This window comes from Paenibacillus lentus (genome assembly GCF_042714055.1).
Taxonomy (GTDB): Bacteria; Bacillota; Bacilli; order Paenibacillales; family Paenibacillaceae; genus Fontibacillus; species Fontibacillus lentus_A.
The window spans coordinates 125443-150032 of the sequence record NZ_JBHGVC010000004.1; the positions used below are offsets into that span (position 1 = coordinate 125443).

Here is a 24590-nt window from a genome sequence, read left to right on the forward strand (position 1 = left end):
ACTGAATTCCTTCCTAATTCGAAATTTCGATCGATACGACCCCTTCCATACCGGAAATGGTGTGGTATAAATTCGTAATCGATTTGTTAGAGCTCACTTTTGTCCGAAGCTCAAGTAAATGGACAGCGTCCTTTTTAATATCTTTTATCCGTGAATGTGAAATCCGGATTTTCTGCGATTGGATATTATCGATGATTTGCTCCAGGCTGGACGGCTTGTCGACCGTGATTAGAATCAGATGCTCGTTCCCCAGCCGCTTCATCGGCCTCTCCAGCAAGAAGGGAATCAGCTCTACACTGACGATCAGCAGCACGACCACCATGATCGCTTCTATAAAGAAGCCCGCTCCAACGGCAATGCCGATTCCGGCGGCGCCCCAGATCATTGCGGCTGTCGTCAAGCCCGAGATATGGTCGTTGCCCCGCCTCAGAATGACACCGGCCCCTAGAAAGCCGATTCCCGAAACGATTTGCGCGGCAAGCCGGAGCGGATCCATTTGGATAGTGATATCATGCTCACTTCTGGTCGCCAGGTAGGCGGACTCCATGGAGACGATTGTAAGCAAGCAGCTAATGATCGCGATGACGGAGCTCGTCTTCAAGCCCAGCGGCTTTCTCTTAATCTCGCGCTCCAATCCGATAATAAAGCCGAGCAGAGCTGCCAGGCCCAGCTTTATAAACAGTTCATTGTTAACCATTCCATGGGATCTTCCTTTCAAAGGGCGGAGCCTGTGACATGATGTATGACTCTAGCTTCTGCTTTTTCTTCCATACACAAAATATAGCGTTAAACCGGACATGATCATAAGAATAACCGTATAGACCAAAGTGAGAGCCTTGGCGTCACCCAAAGCCTGCGGATCGGTGCTGTTCTTGACCACGATTCCGAGTGGCTCAAACAATGGATGGTACAGGAACACCGTCACGTCGTAATCGGCCAATATCCCGTTGAAGTTCAAGGCGAGTACGGCCAATGTGGACGGAAGAATGATAGGGAGCAGTACTCTTCGGAACGTATAGAACGGTTTGGCTCCCAAGTTGCGGGCCGCATCCTCCAAGTTGCTGTCTATGCTGAAGAAGGAGGCCTTCACCATCCGAAGCGTAAACGGAATATGCACGATGACATACGCTAAGAACAGCATCCAGACCGTGCCAACGAGCACGGAATTTCCGACAATCCATCTAGGTACCCCGAACGTAACAATCAGTCCGATGGCGATCAGCGTGGAAGGCAATATCCAGGGAATGAGAAGCGCATACTCCAGCATCGTGGACCAGGCATTTCGGTATTTATGCAAAATCCGGGAGGCCATCAACGCAATGGCTACCACAGTAACTGAAGCCGCCGCCCCGTAGCATATGCTGACCAGGTAAGGCTTGAACGCCGACAAGCTGGAGAATACCCGTATATAGTTGTCCAGGCTAAAGCTGCTGAGCGACAGCGTTCCCGAATAGATGCTCTGTGCATCCGTGAATGAGAACAGCACGATCAGAATAACCGGAATGACATAAATCAGGAACAGGAAATAAGCGATGGCATGAACGATAATATTGCCGAGCTTATGATTGATTTTTTGCTTGACCAGATCCGCCTTCACCTTCGATACCGACATGAAATTGCCTTTACGCTCGAAACGAATCATGATCGACAGCAGGATCAAAGTCGCGATACCCAAAATAAGCGCCAGCAGTGCGGCTAAATTCCGCGAGGTTACGCTCTTGGAAAAAGTCAAAATCATCGGCGTGATCGTCTGGAATTCGGTTCCACCCAAGATAAGCGGAGCAGATGTTGCCGCAAGCCCCGTCAGGAACACCAGAATGGTGAGTGCGTATATGGTGGGCTTCAGAACCGGGAGCACGACACGCCATAAAATGTAGAAGGTAGAGGCGCCCATGTTTCTCGCGGCTTCGACCGTTTGATAATCAACCTTCCGGATCGCGTTGCTCAGGAAGAGAACGTGATTGGACGTACAGGCGAACGTCATGACGAACAGAACTGCCCAGTAGCCGTGAAACCATGTCGTGTCGAAGGACGGGAATATGGCCGACAGCACTTTCGTCATAAACCCGGTTTCTCCATAAATCAGTTTATAGCCCGAGACTAGAACGACACCGCTGTAGATCAAGGTAGTAAAGTAACCAAGCCTTAGCAGCTTCGCACCTTTGACCTTGAAATATTCCACGACGAGAACGAGAAAGATGCCTACAATATTAACGGTGACAACCAGGGAGCATGCCAGCAGGAAGCTGTTGTACAAGCTCTTCATCGCCCGTTCCGATCGAAGCAGCTTTTCGACAGCATCGAAAGAAAATTTTCCGCCGGAAAAAAAGATTTCATAATAAATATTCAGGTTGGGATAGATCAGAAAGGCTATGACAAACCAGGCGATCAGCCCGTACATGATCATAGCGGTCGGTCGCATCGGCAGTCGGCCTTTATTTTTCATTGCAAACAAACGAATGTCACCCCCTAGTACTGAAGAATATCATTGGCATTGATGTACACGTCGATCTCGTCTCCTACGCCGGGCTGTGCCGATCCGCTCTCCGTTTCCAGGGTTTTCAGCAGCCCGCCTCCGATCACCTCGATGGTATACTTGGTGTACAGGCCATAAAACTCCTGATCGACGATTTTGCCTTTAAGCCGAACGGTATCTGCTCTTTGGGCCACGGGAGAGAGATTTACCTTCTCATTGCGAATATACGATTTCTTGTGGGGATCCACATGGTTTTTCAAATCGCTGTTCTCGATAATGGACGGAGCAATCAAATTAATGTCACCGATAAAATTGCATACAAACTCGGTTCTGGATTCATTATAAATTTCGCGAGGCGTGCCTACCTGCTCAATGACGCCCTTATTAAACACCGCGATGCGATCGGACAACGTCAGCGCTTCCTCCTGGTCATGCGTAACGTAGATCGTCGTGATGCCAAACTTTTTCTGCAAGTCCTTAAGCTCGTTGCGCAATTGTACCCGCAGCTTGGCATCGAGGTTGGATAGCGGCTCATCCAACGCAAGGATGCTAGGCTTGAGCACCAGCGCCCTGGCGATGGCCACGCGCTGCTGTTGGCCGCCCGACAGCTCCGATACTTTCTTGGCGAGCTGTTCGTCGTTCAAGTCTACCTTGCCCGCAATTTCCCTGACCATTCGATCGATGTCCGCCTTGGGCATTTTCTTGACCTTCAAGCCGAATGCGATATTCTCGTAAACGTCCAACGTTGGAAACAATGCGTAGCTTTGAAACACCATGCCGATTTCCCGTTTTTCGATTGAGACATTCGTGATGTCTTTGTCCTTTAAGAAGATTTGTCCGTCCGTCGGCTGGATAAAGCCGACCAGGCTGCGCAGAATCGTCGTTTTACCGCAGCCCGACGGCCCTAGAAAGGTGAAGAATTCACCCTCTTTAATGTTTAAATTTAAATTCTTGATGGCATGGAAATCGCCGAATTTAATCTGGATATCCTTGAATGTGATCATGTTTACCCCTTGTTTATGAATTTTTGTGGATGAAAATCAGCAGACTGCATATCGGCCATCTTTAACATGCAGTCTGCTGTCGAACCGTCGATTATGTTTTAGGTCTTATTTCTTGATTTCTAATTCGATCTTTTCGACCCATTGCTCAACATTGTTCGAGAGGAAGCCCCAATCGAACTGCTGCGGCTTCAGCGCCGAATACAGATTCTTCACCTCGTCGTTTGCCTGCGCCACAGCGTTCATATTAGCCGGCATCGCATCGAATTGCGCCACGAATTCGCCCTGAACCTCAGCCGTGCCTAACCATTCAACGAACCGCTTTGCTGTATCCAATTTCTTTGTCCCGTTAATAATTGCGGCATGCTCCACGATCATAGGAACGCCAACCTCTGGCGCAACCGTGCCTGCCTCAACGCCATATTGCTCTGTTTTACTCTTAAGCGTGCCGGATACGACGGTGACTAGCGGAGTTTTGCCGCTGGACAGGTTCGCGTACGGATCTTCTCCTTCAACCATCGGAACCCCGTTGTCGTACATTTTTTTCACTTCATCCCATCCTTGCTGCGAAATACCTAGCTCCCCGTTCTCGTCGATGTGGCGAGTCAGGATTCCGGCAACCACGAGCTGAGGCGTAATTTGTCCAAGCAGCGTCGGCGCCTCATATTTGCCATGGAACTCAGGATTGTTCCACAGGTCTGTCCAATCTTTCGGCGCTTGATCCGCCGCGATGCTGTCCGGATTGTAGCCCAGCAAAATCGCTTGCTTGATCAAGCCGTGGTAATATCCTTCCGGATCGTTTAGGCCTTCCTCTACATCTTTTGCCCAAGCGGGTACGTATTCTACAAGCACATCTTCTTTTTTCAGCTTTTCATACAGCATGTTATTCAGACCGTAAACTACGTCGGCTACCGGATTATTCTTCTCGGCAATCAGTCGGTTCGTCAGATCGGCACCGCCGGCTCCCACGATTTCGATTTCATAGCCGGCTTCCTTCGCTTTAGCGACCAGCCATTCGCCGCGTCCGTCCGAGTTGGCGTTCGTGTAGACAATCAGCTTCTCGTTTTTAACCGTCTGCCCGTCGCCGGAGTCCGTGTTCGAGCCTCCGGCATTGCCGCTATTCCCTGAGTTATTGCCACAAGCTGCTACGATCATTGACAGTACTAAAGTTAACGTCAAAAGCATCCATTTCTTTTTCATATTGAAGTCAGTCTCCTTTGTGGTCAGTTATTTCTAAAGTGGCTGTAATTGGAAAGTGATCCGAAGGATACTTCCGGTCAAAACTGTCGGTCACGGCTCTCGTTCTCAGCACCTTTACCTTATCTGCAAAGATATAATCGATCTCCTTCAATTCACTCCACGGAATGTCGTAACGGAAATCGGCAAAGGTTCCCCAAGGGCCGTAGTGATTCGCATCCGCCACCCTTCGGGTGTCAGTTAAGCGCTTTATAATTTCTTTATAACATCTTTCCTCTGGAGAAGCGTTGAAATCTCCTGTGAGCACAACCGGAAGGCCTACCGCGTACTGTTCGATCCAATCCAGAATCATAAGAGCGCCGCGGTACCTTGCTTCCTCGCTGATATGATCCAAATGGGTATTCATGAATAAGAGCCGCTTTCCGTTCCTCATGTCCTTCAGTCTTACCCAGGTGCAAATTCGCATGCAGTCCGAGCCCCAGGATTTCGAAGGAACGTCCGGCGTTTGCGACAACCAGAAGGTGCCGCCATCCTCTTTGTCAAACACCGATTTTTTGTAGAAAATCGGACTATGCTCGCTTTCGGGATCGTGATCGCGGCTTGCGCCTTCCGTCCCGTAATCGTCCAATTCGGACAAAAATCTTAGCTGATTGCCCCTTGCTTCCTGCAATCCGACGACATCCCAGCGGTAATGCGCCATCATGCCAAGCACATGCTCCTTGCGGCACTCCCAGCTGTTCTCGCCATCGGCGGGATTGTCAAAGCGAATATTGAAGGACGCCATTTCATAAATCGTCATGTTTGTCACCATCCCCTCCTCGGCTGTGTTTTTCGACACTTTCGCTTCCGTTGCAACCGCTTTAACTTATGTTCTCCCTAAGGCGCTGCCTAAATCGCCCTCTAACATCCCCCTAATGTTATTTACTCAGAACGAAATGACTTTTGTTACATATTGAAGTGTATAAGTTAAAGGGTTATAATGCTGTTAAAAAATAAAGATTTTTAGTATAAATTAAAGGGTGAAATATGGCAGCCACAAATAATATAGTCCCTCAGAAATTTATAAAAAAATTTATGGAAGAACGCGTCAAAAACAAGCAGGAATTTTTTGTACACCCTTCCTACAATTCGGAGCAGAAGATGCTACAGGCTTTAACCAAGGGTTTGCTGGACGAGGCAACCCAAGCCCTCGATGCGATTAACCGCCAGGATCGTGCTACGCTGGCTCGGGACCAGATTCGTTCTTTGAAAAATTCGTTGATCTGTACCTGCACCTTGTTCACGCGGGCAATCATTAGCGGCGGGGTTCACCCGGAGCATGCTTACAATTTGAGCGATGTATTCATCCGGCAAATCGAGGAGACCAGCGAGATCGGCGGTCTGAAGGAGCTTGAGTACGAGATGCTTCACTCCTTTTTCTGGACGCTGCGCAAAGAAAAAAAGCCATCATATAACTCTATTATCAATAAGACAATCTCCTACATTCATGATGAAGCTTTCGGCGACTTATCGCTTGAGCATCTAGCGGCCAACGTGAAAGTGCATCCGTATTATTTGTCCAGCCTATTCAAGCAAGAAGTCGGCATGTCCATTGTGGAGTATATTAATAGAAACCGTATCGAGGATTCGAAATATTTCCTCATTCATAGCGATCTTCGCATTCTGGATATTGCTGTGCTGCTCGGCTTCTGCAACCAGAGTTACTATAGCCGGCAGTTCAAAAAATATATGTCCATGACCCCGTTGCAGTATCGGAACCGATACTCAGAGCTCGAAGTGCTTTAGAGCTTTAAATTGATTTAACTCAAATAAAAGCGTTACTGTAATAAACCAGATTCTAAATAGCTTAAAATTATCATATAATTGTAAATAAACATTTTAATCTATCAAAATTATTGATACACTAGGGTCAGGTTATAAAATTGATCCAGAAAAGGTGTGTGACTAGGTTCCGCACTGGCTTGCTGTGACGCCTTAGCAGGAGCGCATCCTTTCTGCAAATTTTAGGGTATAAGGGACGGTAAGAATGAGTAACAGACAAATTAGTACAGATGTTATCTTAATTGGTGCCGGAATTATGAGTGCAACTTTGGGGACGCTGCTGAAAGAATTAGTACCGGACTGGGAAATTTCAGTGTTTGAGAAGCTTGCAAATGCAGGAGAGGAAAGCTCTAACGAATGGAATAATGCGGGAACGGGACATGCAGCACTGTGCGAGCTTAACTACACCGTCGAGAAATCAGACGGAACGGTAGATATTAGCAAAGCTATCAAAATTAATGAACAGTTTCAGGCTTCTATGCAGTTCTGGTCTTATCTTGTAAGCAGCAATCTGATCGCTAATCCGCGGGACTTTATTGCGCCGTTGCCTCATATGAGTTTTGTGCAAGGGGAGCAAGATGTATCGTTTTTAAAGAAGCGATTTAAAGCGCTATCAAACAACCCGTTGTTTCAAGAGATGGAATTTTCCGATGACCCGGTAAAGCTGATGGAATGGATTCCGCTTATGATGAAAGACCGTCCAGAGAATGAACCTATAGCGGCAACACGAATTGAGTCTGGAACGGATGTCAACTTCGGCGCTTTAACGCGCATATTGTTTGAGCACTTAGAGAGCAAAAGCGTCGATATAAAATACAAGCATAGCGTAGATCATATTAAACGTACTGACGACGGCTCGTGGGAATTGAAAGTACGGAATGTCGATAGCGGCAGCATCGAGCGCCATACTGCAAAGTTCGTCTTTATCGGCGGTGGGGGAGGAAGCCTTCATTTACTGCAGAAGTCCGGTATTCCTGAAGGAAAACATATCGGAGGATTTCCGGTAAGCGGGCTATTTATGGTGTGCAATAATCCGGATGTGGTGGCGCAGCATCATGCCAAAGTATACGGCAAAGCTAAGGTAGGTGCCCCTCCCATGTCTGTACCGCATCTTGACACGAGATATATTGACAATAAAAAGTCGTTGTTGTTTGGGCCGTTTGCCGGTTTTTCACCAAAGTTTTTAAAATCCGGCTCGATGCTTGATTTGATTACTTCCGTAAAGCCGGATAATCTCGTAACGATGTTGGCAGCAGGCGCAAAAAACGTTCCATTGACAAAATACCTGATCCAGCAAGTTATGTTATCGAAAGAAAAACGCATGGAAGAGCTACGCGAGTTTATCCCGGACGCCAAAAGCGAGGATTGGGGCTTAGTGGTAGCCGGCCAACGAGTGCAAGTGATTAAGGATACGGATGCCGGCAGAGGGATGCTTCAATTCGGTACGGAAGTGATTAGCGCCGCTGATGGATCGATCGCTGCCTTGCTCGGCGCTTCTCCAGGTGCTTCTACCGCCGTTTCCGTCATGCTTGAGGTATTAACTAAGTGCTTCCCGCAGCATATAAAAGCGTGGGAGCCGAAAATCAAAGAAATGATTCCTTCTTATGGCGTGCCGCTATTAGAAAACCCAGAACTTATTCAAGATATTCAGACTTTAACAGCACAGACGCTTGGTCTAAGTGAAAAAGTACCCGTATACAACTAATTTTTAAGTGCATATCGTTAATGATATAACCTGGAACCCTTGATCTATCTTTGGATCAAGGGTTCTTGTTTTTTCGCAGTCAGAAAACTCCTCGCCGCAATGATCCGAGCTGCCACCTTGCTGTTAACCGCGAGAAGTCAATCGGCTGATATTTATACCGGATTTCTGGCGGGAGCCAACGAACTACCTCGCTGTTTATCTCTAACAAAAAGAGAGATCACCTGCTTTGTCGCAAGGTGGTCTCTCTTGAGTTGAGGATTCAAAGTATGGATTTTGGGCTAATTAGTTTACTTTGTGAAGTTATCAAAATAGCCTTGGATATAGACGATAGGTGTGCCTTTATCCCCGCTTCCTGAGGTTAAATCAGACAGGGAACCGATGAGATCCGTAAGCTTTCTAGGCGTGGTACCTTGTGCTTCCATCGATCCTACGAGATCATCATTCTTATTGCTGATGTATTCAGAAATGGCCTGTTTAAGTTCGTCGCCGCTTAAATCAGCAAAGTTGTTATCCGCAAGATATTTCAACTTGATTTCATTCGGTGTTCCGTTCAGCCCGGATGTGTAAGCCGGTGATACAACCGGGTCAGCCAACTCCCATATTTTACCGACAGGGTCTTTGAATGCACCGTCCCCATAAATCATGACTTCAACATTTTTCCCTGTCTTTTCTTTGAAAATTTGCTGGATCTTATCGACAGTCGGTTGGCAGTTGCGCGGAAAGAGCTTGATTTCATCTTCAGTAGATTTATTCGATCCGAGCAGACCGTACTCTTCATTAAATCCGCTGTTATCAATGGATTCCGCCAGGATGTCGCCCAGGCTATATATTTTCTCTCCGCCATTTGCTTTTAGAATTCTGGCCGTTCTAAAACGAGAATGAATGTCACAAGTCAGCACATTTTTAGTGTACTCTAAAATGGTTTTTGGGTTATTGGAGAAGATGACCTCGCATTCCGCGCCTTGTTCTTCCACTAATGATTTATAGTAATCAATATAATCTATGCCTGTAAACGTATGCTTGTTATAGCCGAAGAGCCCGCGGAATTGTTCTTCCGTCAAAACATCTGTCCAAGGATTAACGCCTTTTTCGTCAAGCATGTCGAGATCGACCAAGTGATTGCCAACCTCATCGGATGGATAGCTGAGCATTAGCACGATCTTTTTAACGCCTTTTGCAATGCCGCGAAGACAGACTGCAAAACGGTTGCGGCTTAAAATCGGGAATATGACGCCAACCGTCTTATCGCCGAACTTGGACTGCACATCTTTGGCAATATGATCAACCGTCGCATAGTTCCCTTGAGCGCGGGCGACGATGGACTCTGTGATCGAAACAATATCTTTATCCTGGATTTGAAAGCCTTCAACTCCAGCGGCTTGTAACACGCTATCTACAACGATATTCTCTATATGATCCCCTCGTTTGATGATTGGGCAACGGAGGCCTCTAACCACGGTTCCAACTACTCTTTCCAATACATTCAACTCCTTAGGATGATAAAGTTTATTTCCATTATCTAACCACCTACTTGTAATATACATCAGCCGAGTGGTATAAGTTAAATTAATATATCGAATATAGGGTATAAAGGATGGTTATATGATAAGTAAATTAGATTTATATAAAATTTTTAGTCAGGTTGCGAAAAGCGAAAGCTTTTCCAAGGCAGCCAAAGAGCTATATATGACACAGCCGGCGGTTAGCCAGGCGATCATGCAATTAGAAAAGGATTTAGATACACGGCTTTTCAATCGAACACCAAAAGGGGCATCTTTGACCAATGAAGGCAGCCTTCTTTTTGAATATGCGAATTCTGCGATCAACTTGCTACAAACTGGGGAAGAAAAGATGCTGGAGTTTAAAAATTTAACAGCGGGTGAATTAAAAATCGGCGTAGGGGATACGATCTCCAGATATTTTTTGCTTCCATATTTAGAAGCTTTCCATAATAGATATCCGAATATTAAATTTACCATTGTGAATGGGACAACGTTGGAGCTTTGTTCGATTTTAAAATCGGGCGAGGTAGACATTTCTATTTGCAACCTGCCCATCGAGGATTCCTCATTAGAGGTAAGACCTTGTTTTGATATCCAGGATACATTTGTTTATGGGGAGAGGTTTAGAGAAAGCTTATCACAGCCGGTGAGTCTCCACGAATTAGTAAAGCTTCCATTGATATTTCTGGAATTGAAATCAAACTCCCGTAGATATGTAGAAGACTATATGATCTCTAAAGGAATTAAGATTGCACCGGAATTTGAACTAGGCTCGCATGATTTATTATTGGAGTTTGCTAAAATCAACTTAGGAATTGCATGTGTGACGAAGGAGTTTTCTCAAGAATATTTATCGAAAGGCTTGCTATATGAAGTCCGGCTAATAGAAGGGATTCCAAGCAGAAGCATAGGCGTTTGTTATATTAAAAGCGTACCCCTATCGCCAGCGGCAACAAAATTTGTGGAGCTTTTGGAAAACAAATGATCATAACAAGATATTACTTAAAGAAGCTATCTATTCTCGATGGAACAGATAGCTTTAGCTTTAGGCGAAGTCCACGACAACAGCATTGCCACCCGATATGCGCAATAAGGGGATGCTCTTACCTTTAGTTTCGAGTCACGAATTTTCTCGTGTCTTTGACCTTGAGTACCTTCGCCATTCGATCCAGCAGCTTGTTATCGCTTACGATCCAAGTATGGTCTTTGGAATTTTTTCGGCGATGTGCAACAAAGTTGTAGGGGTTCCCGGAATAAATCTTGAAGCCCTTTGCCCGGCTGGCGCTACAAAATTCTACGCATTCACCCCGGTTTTTATGGGGGAAGCTGACTTGCTTGAACACGTGGCGTTTTACTAGAAGAGTTGCTCCCTGAACTAGGGAGACATATTTATCGGCCATATGATAGTAACGATGTAGGAGCACTTTTTTACCGTTCAGGTACATATAGTGGGCTCGTTTCCCTACAATATCGGCGTTTGTTTTGCGCAATATTTGCATGCTGTCTTTGAGATAGCCGGGGGCATAATAATCGTCATCATCGAATTTGGCAATATGGTTGTATTTGGCTAATTTAACTCCGTAGTTAAGACAGCCGCCAAGCGAATGATTCGGCAGGCTGTATATTCTTACGTTATTGTATGGCTTTGCGGCGTTAAGATAGTCGTTCATTTTCAAATTCTTGTGATTGAGTATGACGATAAGCTCTTTATTCTGATAATTTTGTCTGGCATAGTTACGGAAAAGCGTGTCCATGCAGTATCTCCGTTTCGTACAGGTAATTATGGAAACGGCGTTTCGGTCGTTGGAGGCATCGGACTTCGCCATTATTTTCCCCCCGTCGGTGTACGCTGCACAAATTTTTTGTAATTTTGAACCTTCGGGATTCTTTTGTGATGAGAGAGCAGCTCTTTGTCGCTGATCATCCACGTATGGCTGGAGGAATTTTTACGGCGTATCGCGACAAAATTATATCTTCCGGCAGAATAGACCTTGTACCCCTGTTTTTTGCTTCTGATGCAAAAAAGGTCGTCTTCCCCCACATTCTTATTAGGAAACTGCACCTTGTTCAGTACATCCCGTTTGATGAAGAGCGTAGCGCCTGGAATTTTGGTAACGGGTTTGTTCTCATCCCGTGGGAAACGAAGGATAAGCGTCTTTGATCCGCGTAAATACATATAATGTGCCCTTTTTCCTACAATATCGGCATTTGTTCTTTGCAATGCCTGCAGGCTGTCTTTTAAATAGTAGGGCGCATAATAGTCATCATCATCGAACTTGGCGATGTAGCTGTACTTCGTTTTACGGACGGCAAAGTTTAAACAAGCACCGAGAGAGTCGTGTCCTGCAACGCGGAAAACATGTATGTTTTGGTCTTTTTTAGCTAAACGTTGATAAGGCTCAAGTGGTATTTTATCGTTGTTTACAATAATGATGAGTTCCTTCTTCGGATGGCGCTGCCTGATGTAATTATTAAACAGGTTCTTTACAAAGCTCGGGCGATTCGTGCAGGTAATAACGGAAACTCCCTGCTGCTTCATAGAGTTTCTTAGGCCGGATCCCATTACATCGCTCCCCCTATCCGTGATGATTAATAGTAACTCACTTTACAATATGTAAACGGAACATAAGGGTAACGGCATATCCACCAAAGAATAAACGAGCATTTTATTACTGGGAGCTTAAGAGCTTCGTACAGAATTACATGAAATCAAAGAAATAACGGATAACGTGGAAAAAGACCGGCGAGGTATAAGCCAGACTATCAACCTGGCTGAGGTAGCTTTTCTTTAACGCATCGAATTTATTGTCGTCACCGATTAATAAATCCCGCTTCAGCACGGAAACCGTTAAGCTGCCGAAGAAGCCGCTCAAGCTGATCAGCATGCCGGAAAACACCCCAAATGCCGCGCCAAGCGGCGTCAGATAGGGATGAATTAGATACGCAATCCCTGTCGTAATGAGAAACGCGAAGACAAACCCTTCCCAGGTCAGATTCGGGTTGGCAGTCGGAACTACTTTGCGCTTGCCGAAATAGATCGATGCCAGATGGTGTACAACATCATTCAACTGGGTCAGCACGACTAAAAAGAGCACAAGTCCCGCTCCGTACTCCGGTGTGGCAAACTGGAAATAAGCCAGATGGCTAAGTCCGAACACCATCAGCATCAGTCCCCATTGCGTAGAGCTGACGCTGCGCAGAAAGCCGACCGTTCCTTTGTTGATCAACCGCGGAAGCGGCAGGAATAAGAATACATAGATAGGTATAAAAATAATGAACATCCCGTACCACTCGATATATATCCAATAAAATTGCACCGGAATGGACAAGTAGGCCCACAGATACAGTCTGCGGTCGGCTTTTCTCGATCGGATCATGGAGAAATACTCCTTCAGCGCAAAGAAGGTGAGCAGCATAAGGGACAGTAGGGACACGACCGGATTAAATAAGGTGGCCAAACAAAAGATAACGAACATGCCCCACCAGGTTTTGATCCGGGTACCGATGGCCGCATAATCTTTGTTCGGCTGTATTTTGCTCAGCACATAAAATATCACATGAATGGCTGATAACGCTGTAAAAATTAAAGTTAAGGTTATTAGCGAGCTGTTCACGGGCCATCACCACCAACTTGTTATGAGGTAGGATCGTCCCATCGGGGCGATCATATGTTATTATGAAGGAACAATTCAATTTTGATAAGGGGAATTTCGTAAATGGCAGCTGATCGATCGGTCTTTATTTTGCTAACGAATACCGGGACGCTTTTTACGAGGATTATTAAGGGGTATACAAGAGCACCTTACAACCATGCTTCGATTTCCTTCAACCGGGAGCTTTCAGAGCTGTACAGCTTCGGAAGGAAGAGCCCGAACAATCCGCTGAATGGGGGATTCGTGAAGGAGGATATCAAGACGGGCACGTTCAGCAAATACCCGAATACGACATGCGTCATCTATGAGCTTAGGGTATCCGAGCGCGAAGTCGAGAAGATGAAGCGGGTATTACATATTTTTATCCGAAGCCGCAACAAGTATCTATATAACATTCTAGGCGTGGTTGGCATCGCTCTGAAGGAACCCGTCGAATTCAGCAACTCTTACTTTTGCTCGCAATTCGTCGCAGAAATTTTGGATAGATCCGGTATCAAGTTATGGAATAAGCTGCCGGCTCTGGTTACGCCGGACGATTTTCGCCAGAGCGACCGACTCCATTTGATCTACGAAGGAAAATTAAGCGAGTATGAGCCAGAGTAGGTGTAAATTGGACAGCGTCTTCACACTCCAATCGCCAAGATGACCACTGGGGGGGGACGCTGAAAAAAAAGGATGAATTTTCCGCTTGCCGTTTCCTTAAGGGCTGAAATGCGTTCCAATTGCGTCTAAAAGCATATTTAATGCTTGAAACCGTACTTGATTTGAGGTACGGTTTTTGGCTATTTCTAAAGCGAGGAAATAGGAAGAAGAGAAATAAGTATTTCCTGGGAAGTGTGCTGTTTGAGCGTGCATGGTTTGTCGAATAAGGGTAAACTGTAAATCTAGGTGTTTAAATAAAGAAGAGTGGATTCGTAAAAAGATGGGATAGATGGATCACTGGAAGGAGTCGGGAAATGTCTCAGGAGAGGGCACAAGCAAACGAACAGGAACAGGGGACGCTTCACAAGAAATTGCTGCCTCGTCATATTACTTTTATGGCGATGGGCGGTGTTATTGGTACGGGAATATTTAAAGGAAGCTATGAAACGATCAGTATAGCCGGGCCGGGGATTGTCATTTCCTACATCTTGGCGGGCTTGCTGCTGCTAATCGTGATGGCGGCCCTTGCTGAGATGGCGATGGTATATCCGAATCGCAATATGAAGGATTTTATTCGGGAGGCGTTCGGCGAACGTTTGTCCTTTATTATCGGCTGGCTATATTGCTTTATGTGGCTGACGGTGTGCGTGATCGAGGTGCTTGCCGCAGGGAGCTTCTTGCAGTACTGGCTTCCAGATGCGCCGCTGTGGCTGTTAACCTTGGGGTGTGCAACACTCGTGCTGGGGATAAACATGCTGAGTGTTAGCGGCTTTGGAGAAGCGGAGTTTTGGCTGGCGGGCATTAAGATCGGCATGATCATTGTCTTTATCGTGCTGGGCATTTTGATTTTGTCGGGCGTATGGTCGGTGGAAGGGACGGGCGGACTGCATAATTTGGTGGATTACGGTGGCTTCCTGCCGAACGGTTGGACGGCGATTGTTGGCGCTCTGCTGGTGGTGATGTTCTCTTATGGCGGGTCGGAGCTGATCGGGCTTACCTTAACGGAGACCAAGGATGTGGACAAGGTTCTCCCCAAGGTGGTTAAGAGCTTTATTTTGCGGGTCATTCTGTTCTATACGCTGCCAATCCTCATCATTTGCAGCTTAATTCCCTGGAATCAGTTGAACAGCGAGAGCAGTCCTTTTGTTCAGGTGCTTGCCAGCACGGGGATGCAGGGATCGGCGCACGTGATGAACTTTATTCTCGTTACCGCGGTATTGTCTGCGGCGAATTCAGGGATTTATGGTGCGACGCGCATGCTGCATTCGATGGCAGCCAGCGGTGAAGCATCGCCTTACCTGGCCCGTACGACAAAACGGGGAGTGCCGTTGAACAGCTTGAAGCTGTGTGCGGCCGTATTGATTGGGGGCGCCATACTAGCCTACCTCTTTCAGGATGGATTATTCCGCTTTCTTATGGCGGTGCCGGGCTTTGTCGTCCTGTTAGTCTGGATTAGCATCTGTCTGTCTCAGCTTAAGCTGCGCCGGAGCTACCCGGTACAGCCGAGCTTTCGCGTCTGGGGCTTTCCATACATCACGATTCTGGCGACGGTAAGCCTGTCGATCATTGCCGTACTGTTTCTTTTTGATCGCCAAAATATGCTTAGCATTGGTGCTTGCCTGGCGTTCCTGCTGTTTCTTTTTCTTTGGTCGCTGGTCAAGTTCAAGAAATCCCGGCGATAATTGCGGGGTGTCCTCTTTATCTGTTGTTCAGGACTGGAATTAGCAGCAAACTGTCGAGTGGGAAGAATAGAAGGCAAAGTTATGACCGTTCTTCAATAAACAGGAGAACGGTCATTCATTTCTCTAAAAAAGCGATTGACCAATATTCAAAAAGGAAATATCATGGGTGCTAAATTGGAATAAAGAGGAGGACATTCACGCATGAACATGGAGCAGCAGGGCAGCATAGCCGTTAACCAACTCGGTTATCGGAGCAGAGATGCGAAGATTGCCATGATCGCAGGAGAGGGGGGGCGCTTCCGGCTTGTGGATCATGTAAGCGGCGAAGCGGTTTGGCAAGGTCAGACACTGCCTGCGACCGAAGATGCAGCCAGTGGAATTAGGGTGAGCCGTGGTGATTTTTCTGCTTGGGATCAACCGGGAACGTATCGGATTGAGGCCGAAGATGGTCAAAGCTCTTACCCGTTTGTGATCTCAGATGCAGTTTATGAGAAATCCCATCAAGCATTGTTGAAAGCGTTTTACTATTTCCGCTGCGGGATGGAGCTGGAAGAGAAGTATGCTGGCCCATGGAAGCATGCGGCTTGTCACCTTACGCCTGCAATAGTCTACGGAGAGGAGCCGCGAAGAGTCGACGCTTGGGGAGGATGGCATGATGCCGGGGATTACGGGAAATATGTAGCACCCGGTGCTAAAGCGGTAGCAGATTTGCTGCTGGCCTATGAATGTTACCCGCAAGCCTTTGCCAAGTCCTTGCCGCTGCCGGAGAGCAATGACATTATGCCGGATGTGCTTCACGAATGCAGGTATGAGCTGGAGTGGATGCTTCGCATGCAGGATGGCGGGAGCGGTGGAGCCTTCCATAAGCTCACAACATTGCACTTCCCCGGCTCGGATGTGATGCCCGAGGAAGATACGGCGGAGCTGTACATAACACCTATTTCAGCGACAGCAACGGGATGCTTTGCCGCCGTCATGGCCATGTCCGCTCGAGTGTATGCTTCTTACGACGCCTCCTTTGCTGCAACATGTCTAAAGGCAGCGGAGCTAGCCTGGTCATGGCTCGAACGCCATCCTGAATATCCGGGCTTCCGCAATCCGCCGGAGATCTTTACTGGGGAGTACGGGGACGAGCAGGACATGGATGAGCGCTACTGGGCCGCGGCCGAAATGTACCGGACTACCGGGGAATCCCGATATCATGTGGCCTTCCAGCAATTTTCTAGACAGCATACCTTTGATAAATACGAGCTGGGCTGGGCCGATATGGGCGGATATGGAACGATCTCTTACTTGATGTCCGAGCGGGAGCAGGAGCCTGAGCTTGCTGCCCGTTTACATGCCGGCCTGCAGCAGCGCGCCGCTGAGCTTGCCGCGGTTAGCCGCCAAGACGGGTTCGGTATATCGCTTAAGCCGGAGCAGTATATTTGGGGCAGCAACATGCTGGTGATGAATCATGCTATGCTGCTGTTAGTGGCAGATCGTTTGTCTGATTCAAATGCATACGAGCGCCATGCGGTTGAACACGTCCATTATTTATTTGGCGCCAATGTGGCAGGCATGAGTTATGTTACCGGGTTCGGCAGTCGGCCGATCCTGCATCCGCATCATCGTCCCTCCGAGGGAGACGGCGTCCAAGCGCCTGTTCCTGGGCTGGTCTCGGGCGGCCCGAACTATGGCAAGCAGGATGATTATGCGCGCGAGCACCTAGCAGATCGAGCGCCAGCCGCTTCTTTTGCCGATGTCATGGAGAGCTACGCAACCAATGAGGTCACGATTTATTGGAATTCTCCCGCGGTGTTCGTGCTGTCCCATTTTGTTAAGTAGCAATAATAAGCAGACAAACCCCGCTGAGAAAAGCGGGGCTCTGCTTTTTAATCGAGTTTATCGAGAAAATCTCTGACTACCCGATCAAAGCCGTCCGGATCGTCAGAATGGACGCCATGGCCGCATTCATCAAAAACCTCAAGCTTTGTGTTAGGTCTTCGTGCGGCCATAAGCTCTGCTTGGCTTGTGTCTAGAACGAAGCTCTTTTTGCCGTGAATCACGCATTCCTTTTAAGTCCGAACGCTTGAAGGGGATATTGGGAAAAATGATATTATGTATTTTACAAGGTTTTTCATTAGCTTGGGCCAAGAAGTAACGGTGAAGAACTCTCCAGAGCTTTTGGACAGTATAGCAAGACAGCTATACGAGCTCATGATTAAATATAAAAGGAGCTTACCGAAATGGAAAAAGAATCATTAGGAACCAACGTCATCACGCAGATCGGCATCATTGTAGGCGACATCGACAAGGTATCCCAAAGCTACGCGGATTTCTTTGGCATTGAGAAGCCGCAATGGTTCTGGACGGATACCGTTGATACCGCACAAACGGAATTTCAGGGAGAATCCTCAGAAGCCCGCGCCAAGCTGGCTTTCTTGGATTGCGGTCAGCTTCAAATAGAGCTGATTGAGCCTGATGAGCATCCTTCTACCTGGCGAGAGTTCCTGGATGAGCATGGTGAAGGGGTTCACCATATCGCCTTCGTCATTCAGGGCATGAAAGAGAAAATCGCAGTGCTGGAGGCGAAGCACATGCCGCTGATTCAGAAGGGCGAGTACACGGGTGGCCGTTATGCGTATATGGATACTTTTAAAGAATTGAAGGTCATGGTCGAACTGCTTGAGAACGATAATTAGAACTCCCGAGGGACAACGTTAAACAACAGGATTAATTGCTGAAAAAGGTGGCGAGAAGAGCATGAATATTTTAATCACTGGTGCAGGCAAGGGACTGGGTCTTTCTACAGTAAGCGAAGCTCTCAAGGGCGGGCATCATGTCATCGCAGGTGTAAGGAGCTTGAAGCAGGAGAACGAACAGCTTCAGGCGATGCGTCAGGAGTATCCCGGGCAGCTGGAAATCATCCAGTTGGATGTAGCGGAGGAAAGTGACATTATCCAAGGAAGGGATGCAATTGAACAGCAATTCGGCACAGTGGATGTCCTGATCAATAACGCGGGAATTTTGGTTGGACGCGATAAGAAGCTGGAGGAGCTGGATATGGCAGAGGTGGAGCAGTCGATGATGACCAATTTATATGGGCCGATGAAAATGGTCAAGCATTTTCTGCCGCTGCTGCGCCGCAGCGCCAAGCCTTGCATTATCAATATCAGCTCGGAGGCGGGGTGCTTTACAGGAGCTTACGGCGGAGATTATCCGTATGCCTTATCCAAGAGCGCGCTTACCTTCTTCTCGGCCCAGCTTCGCAAGGAGCTTACGCCTCAAGGATTTGCCGTCTATAATGTTCACCCCGGCTGGATTCGAACGCCGATGGGGGGAGAACAGGCACCGGGAGATCCCAAGAACACGGCACTTGGTCTGATAAATCTTGCGGAGCGAAGGGTCGTTCCTGAGCAGGAGAGCTGGATGATTACTTATAAAGGCGAGCCTATGCCCTACTAAGAGCGGATTGGAGATGGTTGCGAATGAAGCGTATACTAGTGATCGTTGGCGATTATTATCATGATGCTGAGCTGGCCAGACAATCTTTTCAGAAAGTGGCCGAGCCTTATGTTAAGGCAGGAAAGCTCCAATTGATCTATGCTGGCGTGGAGCAGTGCGAACAGGAGCTTCTCAAAGCGCCGGATTTAGTCGTCTTGTTTGCAGGATATTATATTGATCCTCGGGCGGAGCCGGTTAGCTACTGGATGACGGAACAAATCGCCGAGCGGATCGAGAAGTATGTAGCCGGCGGCGGAGCCTGGCTGGCCTGGCACTCGGGATTGGCATCTTATCCGTATGACGGGGCCTATGTCAGAATGCTTCGCGGACACTTCCTTATGCATCCGGAGCAGCATAGCCAAGTGACTTATACGCCGCTATCTGGCACGGAGCTGGGTGCTTTAGGAGAAGCCTTCAGCTTCATGGACGAGCATTATTTTGTCGACTGTAAGGAGGATGAGACGAATGTGTTCATGCGTTCCTCATCCGTGGATGGTGAAGCTGTAGCCGGATGGTATCATAGCTATGGGGCTGGCCGCGTCGGATGCATGACGCCGGCACATCTCTCCGATGGCCTGTTGATGCCGCAGTTTGTTGAAGCCATGAGGAGCCTGGTTGCCTGGTGTGCCAAGCTTGAACCATAATATTGCAGGGGATACTGTCTGTATAGGTGGGTATCCCTTTTTCTTGACGGGCGCACAAACGCTTAAAGATAAGGGCGATCATATTTGCAAGAAAAAAGGAGGGTTTCTATGAAATACACGACAATTCCGCAAACAGAGCTTCATGCATCCCGAATTTGCTTGGGTACGGCATCGATCGGCGGTGCGATTGGCGAGGCCGACTCATTTGCTTTGATGGATACTTATTGTGATGGCGGAGGTAATTTCATTGATACGGCAAGCGTGTATTCCGATTGGGAAAGCGAAGTGAAAAGCATCAGCGAGAAGACGATTGGCAAATGGTTGAAAAGCAGGGGAAATCGCGACCGGATTATCCTCGCTACGAAGGGGGCGCATCCCCCTTTGGATAACCTCTTTGCCAGCAGACTGTCGCCGGAGGATATCGCATTTGATTTGGAACAAAGCTTGAACAATCTAGGCACGGATGTGATCGATATTTACTGGCTGCATCGCGATGATCCATCCCGGCCGGTTGAGGAAATTATCGATTCGCTCGATGAGCACGTTCGAGCAGGGCGTATTCGTTATTACGCCTGCTCAAATTGGACGGTCGATCGGATTGAAGCGGCTAGGCAATATGCCTTATCTGCGGGGAAGCAGCCTTTCATTGCCAATCAGATGCAATGGAGCTTGGCGGAGGTGAACCCAGGAAGCCTTGATGATCCGACGACCGTCCTGATGGATGGGCGGATGATGGATTACCACCTCACCACGGAGCTTACGGCTGTCCCGTATACGTCGCAGGCACAGGGATTTTTCAGCGGAAGATTTCGTCCTGAAGACCGATCCAAGCCAAGCGTCGTAAAAATGTTCTACAATGAAGCTAACTTTGGCCGCCTTAGCCGGGTCGAGGAACTGGCTCGGCAGCTCGGTCGCTCTGGTACCGAAGTGGCGCTAGCGTATTTGACGTCGCAGCCGTTTGCGACATTTCCGATTATCGGCAGCCGCACCATGCAACAGCTGGAGGAAAGCGTAAGCGCGGGCGATCTCCAGCTTGATGAGGATACTGTCCGCTATTTGCGAGACGGTGCTTAGCAGGAAAACAAGGCCGGAGGAAATGCCCCGGCTTTTCTTACGTAATATAAAAACGAATGAAGCAGACATAAAGGAGCACGGAAAATGAAAGCGGGAAATACGAACAGGCTTGGGAGAGGCTGGGTGCAGGCCGTTTTTTTGATATTGGTCTGCATGGTTCTAGCCAGCTGCAATATGGCCGGGAATAAAAATACAAACGGGATTGAACAAGTCGAAACTAGGCAGCCGATAGAAAGGTATACAGGAGCTCCAAGCCAGGCGATCTCCTCTGTGTATACGACCGGACGCGAGTTGGCGCTTACCTTCAACGGAATGGCGGATAGCGCCACCATGAACAAGCTGCTGGATAAGCTGGACGGTTACGGGATCCAAGCCACCTTCTTTTTACCGGGCATGAGAGTAGCGGAGGAGCCTGATATCGCTCGGGAGATCGTGTCCCGCGGCCATGAAATCGAGAACAATACGTTAAATGGAAGTGATCTGAGCAAGCTTTCCTATGATCAGATTTATAAGGAGATCCATTTAGCGAATCAGGTTATTCGGAAGGAAACGGGCATCACTCCCCGATATGTAAGAACCGGGAACGGTGAATACGACGATGATATCCGGCTTGCAGCCGCACATAATGGGCAGAACGCGGTGATTTCTTATAGTTTGTTTCTTCATAATTGGAACAAGGAAACCGAAGCCCAGAAGAGAAGTTATGTTCGAAAATACATCCATCGCGGGGGAATTATCGCGCTCGATACGGGGGAGAATAAGCAGCTTTTCGAAGACATCTCACTTCTTGCCGCTGCAGCCGAGGACGTAGGCTATACGTTCGTGCCGCTAAGCAAGCTCGTAATGAAGGGCGGAGAGCGGGAGCCGCTCGAGCGAATCGCAGGATATGATGCTGCCAGTCTGAACGCCGACAAGGAGTTAGCGTCCTACAACCTTGTCTACAAAGAAGAAACTACCAGCAAAAAAATAGCACTGACCTTTGACGACTGGGGGACGGATTACACGATTACCCAAATCCTCGACATTCTGGACAAGTATCAGATTAAGGCCTCCTTCTTCCTGCGCGCGGACGGGGTTGAGAAGAATCCGAACCTGGCCAGGGCGATCGCGGAGGCAGGGCATGACGTTGGCAATCACACGTATAGCCATCCGGAGCTGGCTGATCTCACCCCAGCGGAGCTGCAAAACGAGGTGGTCAAGGCCCATCAAGTCATTACGGAAGCCATTCAAGAAAAGCCAGCGATGATCTTCCGGCCGCCGACCGGAAATATCACGCCCGAGGCTGCAAAAATTATATCAGCCACCGGCTACCATACCATTGTCAATTTCGATGTAGATCCGAAGGACTGGGATCGAAGCCAGTCTGCTGCTCAAATTACCCAGAGCATTATGGAGCAGACGCAGAGCGGCAGCATTATTTTGCTGCATATGCTGGATGATCTGCACACCATCGAGGCGCTTCCAACAGTGATTGAGAATCTGGAGCGGCAGGGTTATACGTTCGTAAGGGCTAGCGAACTTCTATCGTAAGTTAACCATTTCCAAATAGGTTAATAATAAAGGTTATACTACTCTAATCTAAGGATGAAATGATTAGAGAAATTTCCCCCTTTTGATTGTATTTTTTCTAGTATAGTAGGTATTAAAGCGTTTTATATCTATTGGATAGCGTTGTAAAACCTATGAAATCAGGAGGGAAGAGATGAAGCTGCGTTTTGAAGGAGACTTGACGTCTCTGCGGCCTGGAATTCAGGCTTTGTCGAGGGAAATTGCCTTTATTGAAGGGGAGGAGGGTCTGCCTGTTCAGGTGGAATCCTCTACCGGAGATCTTGAAGTTGAATTGAATGAAAGTGGAGCATACATACGCTTCGGTAAGAAACATCAATTCTTTCGCGGCTTGGGACTGCTTGTACAGCATGGCCGCAGCGGCAGGCCTTTTGCGATACGGGAATCCCAACAGTTCGACACCATTGGCCCCATGTTTGATTTGTCCCGCAATGGTGTTCTGACGGTAGACAGCTTCAAGTTTTTGCTGCGCAAAATGGCCTTGATGGGTTTGAACACCGTGATGCTGTATCTTGAGGATACATATGAAATCAGTGGCGAACCCTACTTCGGCTATATGCGTGGACGTTATACGCAAGACGAGCTCCGGGAAATTGATGATTATGCGGATCAATTCGGGATTGAGGCATTCCCGAGCATCCAGACTCTTGCGCACCTGGAGGAGTTCCTAAAATGGGAGCCAGTATCCTATTATAAAGACACGAAAGGAGCACTTCTGGTCGGAGACGAGAAGACCGAGGGACTGGTCGATCGCATGATCGAAGCGGCAAGCGCTCCGTTCCGCAGCAAGAAGATCCATATTGGTATGGATGAAGCAGAGGAGCTTGGACGAGGCAAATACCTTGATCGAAACGGGTATGTTGAACGGTTTGAAATCATGACCGGCCATTTGGAAAAGGTGCTTGAGATGGTGCGTCGCCGGGGATTGAAGCCTATGATGTGGAGCGATATGTTCTTGAAATTCGCTTCGAAGGACGGGGCTGAGCATTATGACACCGAGACTCAGATCCCTGAGGAAATGGCTCGTAGAATTCCAAAAGATGTGGATATGGTGTATTGGGATTACGCCCATATCGACAAAGAGGATTATGAGAAGCTGATTGCGAAGCATCGTCCGCTGGGCTGCAATCTGGCATTCGCCGGGGGTGTTTGGGTGTTCAATACCTTTGGCGTGAACTATGGACTATCCTTGAAAGCCACGGATTCGGCGCTTCAGGTATGTAAGCAAGAGGGAATCCGTGAAGTCTACGCCACGATGTGGGGCGATGACGGTATGGAGGGGAATCCGTATGCAGCGCTGCTCGGTTTGCAGTTTTACGCGGAGCACGCTTATACGGAAGGAGAGTTGGCGTGGAGCCAGGTGGCAGAACGGGTGAAGTTCTGTACGGGGATTGGGGCTGATGCATTCCTGAAGTTCAAGGATCTGGATGAGACGCCTGGTGCGGAGCCTGATAATCGGAAACAGAGTAATCCGTCCAAATTCCTGCTCTATCAGGATGTGCTGCTGGGTCTGTTTGATAAGCAGATCGAGGGACTGGCCATGGCAGATCATTACGCGCAGCTTGAGCAGGAAATTCGCCGAGTGCGCGTGAAGGACGCGGAGCTGGATTATTTGTTCGACGTACCGGAGAAGCTGTCCGCGGTGTTGAAGCAGAAGAGTGAAATCGGCCTCGAATTGAAGCGAGCATATGACTCCGGCGATCATGCCGAGCTGCGGCGTATTGCGGAGGCGGTGCTGCCGTCCATCGCGGAAGCGGTCAAAGCGCTAAGAGCTGCACACCGCTCACAATGGCTGCGGATGTTCAAGCCCTTCGGCTGGGAGGTTATCGATATCCGTTATGGCGGAATCATAAATCGGCTGGACACCGCTGCCTTAAGACTGCTTGACTATGTGGAAGGGCGAATCCCGGCAATTGAGGAGCTGGAACAGGAGCGGCTAGTGTACAGCACGGTCAACCGATTCAATCAGAAGGGAGCCGGCTGGTGCAGCTACTATTACCGCATGGCTTCGCCGAACGTCTTTTTCCATGTAATTAATCCATTTTAATTCTACCGGTTCACGGTCTGAATTTCTGAATGTTAGAAGAAGTATTTCATTTGTTTTGCCGCTAATAAGAAAAGCAGCAAGCCTCCCTCGTTGA

Annotated in this window: 22 protein-coding genes; 12 read left to right on the forward strand and 10 right to left on the reverse strand. The window is 48.1% G+C overall.

The features are described 5' to 3' along the window. Nucleotides 1-13: 13 nt before the first annotated feature. The 5 genes from ACE3MQ_RS10540 to ACE3MQ_RS10560 form a co-directional block, all read right to left on the reverse strand. A complete protein-coding gene (locus ACE3MQ_RS10540; RefSeq protein ID WP_379392573.1) occupies nt 14-697 on the reverse strand; it encodes an MgtC/SapB family protein in 684 nt (227 codons plus the stop codon). Nucleotides 698-748: 51 nt separating this feature from the next. Then, entirely contained in the window at nt 749-2446 is a 1698-nt protein-coding gene (locus ACE3MQ_RS10545) for an ABC transporter permease (RefSeq protein WP_379393064.1), read from the reverse strand. 23 nt (nt 2447-2469) lie between these two features. Further along, nucleotides 2470-3480 carry an ABC transporter ATP-binding protein gene (locus tag ACE3MQ_RS10550; RefSeq protein ID WP_379392574.1) on the reverse strand — a complete coding sequence of 337 codons (1011 nt, stop codon included), beginning with the start codon at nt 3478-3480 and terminating at the stop codon, nt 2470-2472. Between the two features lie 105 nt (nt 3481-3585). Further along, on the reverse strand, nt 3586-4677 hold the full coding sequence (locus ACE3MQ_RS10555) for an extracellular solute-binding protein (protein WP_379392575.1): 1092 nt from the start codon (nt 4675-4677) through the stop codon (nt 3586-3588). 7 nt (nt 4678-4684) lie between these two features. Then, nucleotides 4685-5485, reverse strand: a complete 801-nt coding sequence (locus tag ACE3MQ_RS10560) for an endonuclease/exonuclease/phosphatase family protein (RefSeq protein ID WP_379392576.1) — start codon at nt 5483-5485, stop codon at nt 4685-4687. A 329-nt stretch (nt 5486-5814) separates the two neighbouring features. Here ACE3MQ_RS10560 and ACE3MQ_RS10565 point away from each other — a divergent pair, with 329 nt between their 5' ends. Together ACE3MQ_RS10565 and ACE3MQ_RS10570 are read left to right on the forward strand one after the other, a co-directional pair. Next, a complete protein-coding gene (locus ACE3MQ_RS10565) occupies nt 5815-6459 on the forward strand; it encodes a helix-turn-helix transcriptional regulator (protein WP_379392577.1) in 645 nt (214 codons plus the stop codon). Between the two features lie 241 nt (nt 6460-6700). Further along, nucleotides 6701-8200: a malate:quinone oxidoreductase gene (locus tag ACE3MQ_RS10570; protein ID WP_379392578.1), complete on the forward strand. Its 1500-nt coding sequence runs from the start codon at nt 6701-6703 to the stop codon at nt 8198-8200. 287 nt (nt 8201-8487) lie between these two features. On the opposite strand, the gene ACE3MQ_RS10575 is transcribed toward ACE3MQ_RS10570, so the two are convergent. Then, nucleotides 8488-9678, reverse strand: coding sequence for a coenzyme F420-0:L-glutamate ligase (locus tag ACE3MQ_RS10575; RefSeq protein ID WP_379392579.1), 1191 nt, complete (start codon nt 9676-9678; stop codon nt 8488-8490). Nucleotides 9679-9802: 124 nt separating this feature from the next. Here ACE3MQ_RS10575 and ACE3MQ_RS10580 point away from each other — a divergent pair, with 124 nt between their 5' ends. Beyond that, on the forward strand, nt 9803-10687 hold the full coding sequence (locus tag ACE3MQ_RS10580) for a LysR family transcriptional regulator (RefSeq protein ID WP_379392580.1): 885 nt from the start codon (nt 9803-9805) through the stop codon (nt 10685-10687). Between the two features lie 124 nt (nt 10688-10811). Here the strand turns inward: ACE3MQ_RS10580 and ACE3MQ_RS10585 are convergent, their stop codons facing one another. The 3 genes from ACE3MQ_RS10585 to ACE3MQ_RS10595 form a co-directional block, all read right to left on the reverse strand. Continuing rightward, complete coding sequence (locus ACE3MQ_RS10585; RefSeq protein ID WP_379392581.1) at nt 10812-11528, reverse strand: glycosyltransferase family 2 protein; 717 nt, start codon at nt 11526-11528, stop codon at nt 10812-10814. Continuing rightward, a complete protein-coding gene (locus ACE3MQ_RS10590) occupies nt 11528-12265 on the reverse strand; it encodes a glycosyltransferase family 2 protein (RefSeq protein ID WP_379392582.1) in 738 nt (245 codons plus the stop codon). Before ACE3MQ_RS10590 ends, ACE3MQ_RS10585 begins: the two co-directional genes overlap by 1 nt. Nucleotides 12266-12401: 136 nt before the next feature. After that, nucleotides 12402-13316, reverse strand: a complete 915-nt coding sequence (locus ACE3MQ_RS10595) for a phosphatidate cytidylyltransferase (protein WP_379392583.1) — start codon at nt 13314-13316, stop codon at nt 12402-12404. 102 nt (nt 13317-13418) lie between these two features. Here ACE3MQ_RS10595 and ACE3MQ_RS10600 point away from each other — a divergent pair, with 102 nt between their 5' ends. The 3 genes from ACE3MQ_RS10600 to ACE3MQ_RS10610 all read left to right on the forward strand — a co-directional run bounded on the left by ACE3MQ_RS10600 (nt 13419) and on the right by ACE3MQ_RS10610 (nt 17506). Next, nucleotides 13419-13958 (forward strand): hypothetical protein, encoded by a 540-nt coding sequence (locus ACE3MQ_RS10600; protein WP_379392584.1) that lies wholly within the window; start codon nt 13419-13421, stop codon nt 13956-13958. 353 nt (nt 13959-14311) lie between these two features. After that, the gene (locus ACE3MQ_RS10605; protein ID WP_379392585.1) at nt 14312-15679 is read left to right on the forward strand and encodes an amino acid permease; all 1368 of its coding nucleotides are present in this window, start codon (nt 14312-14314) and stop codon (nt 15677-15679) included. A gap of 201 nt (nt 15680-15880) precedes the next feature. Then, nucleotides 15881-17506, forward strand: coding sequence for a glycoside hydrolase family 9 protein (locus tag ACE3MQ_RS10610; RefSeq protein ID WP_379392586.1), 1626 nt, complete (start codon nt 15881-15883; stop codon nt 17504-17506). Nucleotides 17507-17553: 47 nt separating this feature from the next. Here ACE3MQ_RS10610 and ACE3MQ_RS10615 read toward each other — a convergent pair whose 3' ends face one another. Beyond that, a complete protein-coding gene (locus ACE3MQ_RS10615) occupies nt 17554-17727 on the reverse strand; it encodes an alpha/beta fold hydrolase (RefSeq protein ID WP_379392587.1) in 174 nt (57 codons plus the stop codon). Nucleotides 17728-17907: 180 nt separating this feature from the next. On the opposite strand from ACE3MQ_RS10615, the gene ACE3MQ_RS10620 reads away from it, so the two are divergent. The 6 genes from ACE3MQ_RS10620 (at nt 17908) to ACE3MQ_RS10645 (ending at nt 24496) form a co-directional block, all read left to right on the forward strand. Continuing rightward, on the forward strand, nt 17908-18363 hold the full coding sequence (locus ACE3MQ_RS10620) for a VOC family protein (RefSeq protein WP_379392588.1): 456 nt from the start codon (nt 17908-17910) through the stop codon (nt 18361-18363). Between the two features lie 61 nt (nt 18364-18424). Further along, the gene (locus ACE3MQ_RS10625) at nt 18425-19126 is read left to right on the forward strand and encodes an SDR family oxidoreductase (protein ID WP_379392589.1); all 702 of its coding nucleotides are present in this window, start codon (nt 18425-18427) and stop codon (nt 19124-19126) included. A 23-nt stretch (nt 19127-19149) separates the two neighbouring features. Further along, nucleotides 19150-19809, forward strand: a complete 660-nt coding sequence (locus ACE3MQ_RS10630; protein ID WP_379392590.1) for a ThuA domain-containing protein — start codon at nt 19150-19152, stop codon at nt 19807-19809. 108 nt (nt 19810-19917) lie between these two features. After that, nucleotides 19918-20883 (forward strand): aldo/keto reductase, encoded by a 966-nt coding sequence (locus ACE3MQ_RS10635; RefSeq protein WP_379392591.1) that lies wholly within the window; start codon nt 19918-19920, stop codon nt 20881-20883. Nucleotides 20884-20967: 84 nt separating this feature from the next. Then, nucleotides 20968-22413 (forward strand): polysaccharide deacetylase family protein, encoded by a 1446-nt coding sequence (locus ACE3MQ_RS10640; RefSeq protein WP_379392592.1) that lies wholly within the window; start codon nt 20968-20970, stop codon nt 22411-22413. 172 nt (nt 22414-22585) lie between these two features. Then, a complete protein-coding gene (locus ACE3MQ_RS10645) occupies nt 22586-24496 on the forward strand; it encodes a beta-N-acetylhexosaminidase (protein WP_379392593.1) in 1911 nt (636 codons plus the stop codon). Nucleotides 24497-24590 lie beyond the last annotated feature (94 nt).

What these genes read in the sequence shown, in the direction of transcription:
- ACE3MQ_RS10640 (WP_379392592.1), top strand. Translation starts at nt 20,968, where the DNA reads ATGAAAGCGGGAAATACGAACAGGCTTGGGAGAGGCTGGGTGCAGGCC.
- ACE3MQ_RS10630 (WP_379392590.1), top strand. Translation starts at nt 19,150, where the DNA reads ATGAAGCGTATACTAGTGATCGTTGGCGATTATTATCATGATGCTGAG.
- ACE3MQ_RS10560 (WP_379392576.1), bottom strand. Translation starts at nt 5,485, where the DNA reads ATGGTGACAAACATGACGATTTATGAAATGGCGTCCTTCAATATTCGC.
- ACE3MQ_RS10625 (WP_379392589.1), top strand. Translation starts at nt 18,425, where the DNA reads ATGAATATTTTAATCACTGGTGCAGGCAAGGGACTGGGTCTTTCTACA.
- ACE3MQ_RS10600 (WP_379392584.1), top strand. Translation starts at nt 13,419, where the DNA reads ATGGCAGCTGATCGATCGGTCTTTATTTTGCTAACGAATACCGGGACG.
- ACE3MQ_RS10550 (WP_379392574.1), bottom strand. Translation starts at nt 3,480, where the DNA reads ATGATCACATTCAAGGATATCCAGATTAAATTCGGCGATTTCCATGCC.
- ACE3MQ_RS10585 (WP_379392581.1), bottom strand. Translation starts at nt 11,528, where the DNA reads ATGGCGAAGTCCGATGCCTCCAACGACCGAAACGCCGTTTCCATAATT.
- ACE3MQ_RS10555 (WP_379392575.1), bottom strand. Translation starts at nt 4,677, where the DNA reads ATGAAAAAGAAATGGATGCTTTTGACGTTAACTTTAGTACTGTCAATG.
- ACE3MQ_RS10620 (WP_379392588.1), top strand. Translation starts at nt 17,908, where the DNA reads ATGGAAAAAGAATCATTAGGAACCAACGTCATCACGCAGATCGGCATC.
- ACE3MQ_RS10635 (WP_379392591.1), top strand. Translation starts at nt 19,918, where the DNA reads ATGAAATACACGACAATTCCGCAAACAGAGCTTCATGCATCCCGAATT.
- ACE3MQ_RS10565 (WP_379392577.1), top strand. Translation starts at nt 5,815, where the DNA reads ATGCTACAGGCTTTAACCAAGGGTTTGCTGGACGAGGCAACCCAAGCC.
- ACE3MQ_RS10605 (WP_379392585.1), top strand. Translation starts at nt 14,312, where the DNA reads ATGTCTCAGGAGAGGGCACAAGCAAACGAACAGGAACAGGGGACGCTT.
- ACE3MQ_RS10570 (WP_379392578.1), top strand. Translation starts at nt 6,701, where the DNA reads ATGAGTAACAGACAAATTAGTACAGATGTTATCTTAATTGGTGCCGGA.
- ACE3MQ_RS10545 (WP_379393064.1), bottom strand. Translation starts at nt 2,446, where the DNA reads ATGAAAAATAAAGGCCGACTGCCGATGCGACCGACCGCTATGATCATG.
- ACE3MQ_RS10610 (WP_379392586.1), top strand. Translation starts at nt 15,881, where the DNA reads ATGAACATGGAGCAGCAGGGCAGCATAGCCGTTAACCAACTCGGTTAT.
- ACE3MQ_RS10540 (WP_379392573.1), bottom strand. Translation starts at nt 697, where the DNA reads ATGGTTAACAATGAACTGTTTATAAAGCTGGGCCTGGCAGCTCTGCTC.
- ACE3MQ_RS10580 (WP_379392580.1), top strand. Translation starts at nt 9,803, where the DNA reads ATGATAAGTAAATTAGATTTATATAAAATTTTTAGTCAGGTTGCGAAA.
- ACE3MQ_RS10590 (WP_379392582.1), bottom strand. Translation starts at nt 12,265, where the DNA reads ATGGGATCCGGCCTAAGAAACTCTATGAAGCAGCAGGGAGTTTCCGTT.
- ACE3MQ_RS10645 (WP_379392593.1), top strand. Translation starts at nt 22,586, where the DNA reads ATGAAGCTGCGTTTTGAAGGAGACTTGACGTCTCTGCGGCCTGGAATT.